This is a genomic window from Undibacterium sp. TC9W (assembly GCF_049339865.1).
GTDB lineage: Bacteria > Pseudomonadota > Gammaproteobacteria > Burkholderiales > Burkholderiaceae_D > Undibacterium.
The window spans coordinates 1-442 of sequence record NZ_JBMPPJ010000076.1 but is presented as its reverse complement, the minus strand read 5'-3'; the positions used below and the strand labels follow the sequence as shown (position 1 = coordinate 442).

The window sequence follows — 442 nt, the reverse complement described above, 5'->3', positions numbered from 1 at the left end:
CCGCGATTGGTCTGGCGGTCGCTGTTCCTGCTGTTCTGGGTTACAACTTCCTGGTTCGTCGCAACAAGAGCGCCATGGAAGAAGTCCGTGCCTTCTCCGCTGACCTGCACTCCGTTGTTCTGTCCGGTAATATGGGCAAAACGGCTGCTAAGAAGTAATTAGTAATCGCTGATTAACACCCGAAGACCTCTCAACACAGAGGCACAGAGGAAGGAAAGACTTCTTGCAAGAAGTCTTCGTTCCGCAGGCGAGTGGCATGCCACTCGAAATCCCTGCTGCACCACAGAGAAAAAAGATCTTTGTGTGTCTGTGTCTAGAGGTTTTAAGGGTTAAAGCGTAACATCGAAAGAGAACACATTATGGCAATGGCAATTGGCAATGATGGAGATGGTGAAGACGAAGTCAACAGCACCATCAACACCACCCCGCTGGTCGACGTCAT

1 pseudogene is annotated in these 442 nt (G+C 50.2%); it reads left to right on the top strand.

The window, feature by feature from the left end:
• Positions 1-158, top strand: a pseudogene (locus ACO0LN_RS30310) (MotA/TolQ/ExbB proton channel family protein); the annotation flags it as partial.
• Positions 159-442 lie beyond the last annotated feature (284 nt).